Annotated in this window: 1 protein-coding gene; it reads left to right on the plus strand. The window is 74.5% G+C overall.

Going from position 1 to position 734, the window contains the following annotated elements; all coding sequences use genetic code 11:
- A partial coding sequence (locus tag AC01Y6_RS10775; RefSeq protein WP_476671528.1) for a hypothetical protein occupies positions 1–734 on the plus strand: 734 nt, incomplete at both ends.

Here is a 734-nt window from a genome sequence, read left to right on the forward strand (position 1 = left end):
GGGGCGCGGGGGCCTGGCGGGCGCTCGCCTTGGAGGGGTCGGGGGACCTCGCGGCCCTCGGCCCCTGGACCCTTAAGGGGGAGGCGGACCTTTTCGCCCTCGCCTACCGGGGCGAGGCCGCCCTTTCCCGGGCGGGCCTCGCCCTGGAGCTTTCCGGGAAGGGGGCGGCCTTGCGCTTTACGGGCCGGGCGCCGGGCCTCGCCCTCGCTGGGGGGTACGGGAAGGGCCTTGCCTTGCGCCTCTCCGCCCGGGGGTACGACCTCGCCCCCTTCGGGCTTCCCGCAAGGCTTTGGGGCGCCTGGGGCCTCGAGGGGGGGAGGCTTCGGGTGGAGACCCCTTACGGCCAGGCGGTCCTGGAAGGCAAGGAGCTCCTCCGGGCGCGCCTTCTCCTAACCGGCCCTTACCTGGAGGGAGAGGGGGAGGTCTCCCCGGAGGGGCTTTCCTTGCGCTTTTCGGGCCGCTACCGGGCGGGCGGGGTGGTTGTGGAAGGGGAAGGGGAGGGAGGAGGCCCCTGGGGGGCCCTCCGCTTCCGGCTCGCGGGGGAGGCCCGGGTGCCCTACCTGGAGCCTTTGCCCTTCCGGGGCGGGGTGGAGGTGGCGGACGGGGTCCGCTACCGGCTCCAGGGTCCCCTTTCCCTCGAGGGGGAGGGGGCGGGGTACAGGGGGAGCTTTCGGCTTCCCTTCGCCTTCCTGGGGAAGGCGGGAGAGGTGCGGGGAAGCTTCCAAGGGGAGGGG

The sequence above is a fragment of the Thermus sp. genome (assembly GCF_056332225.1).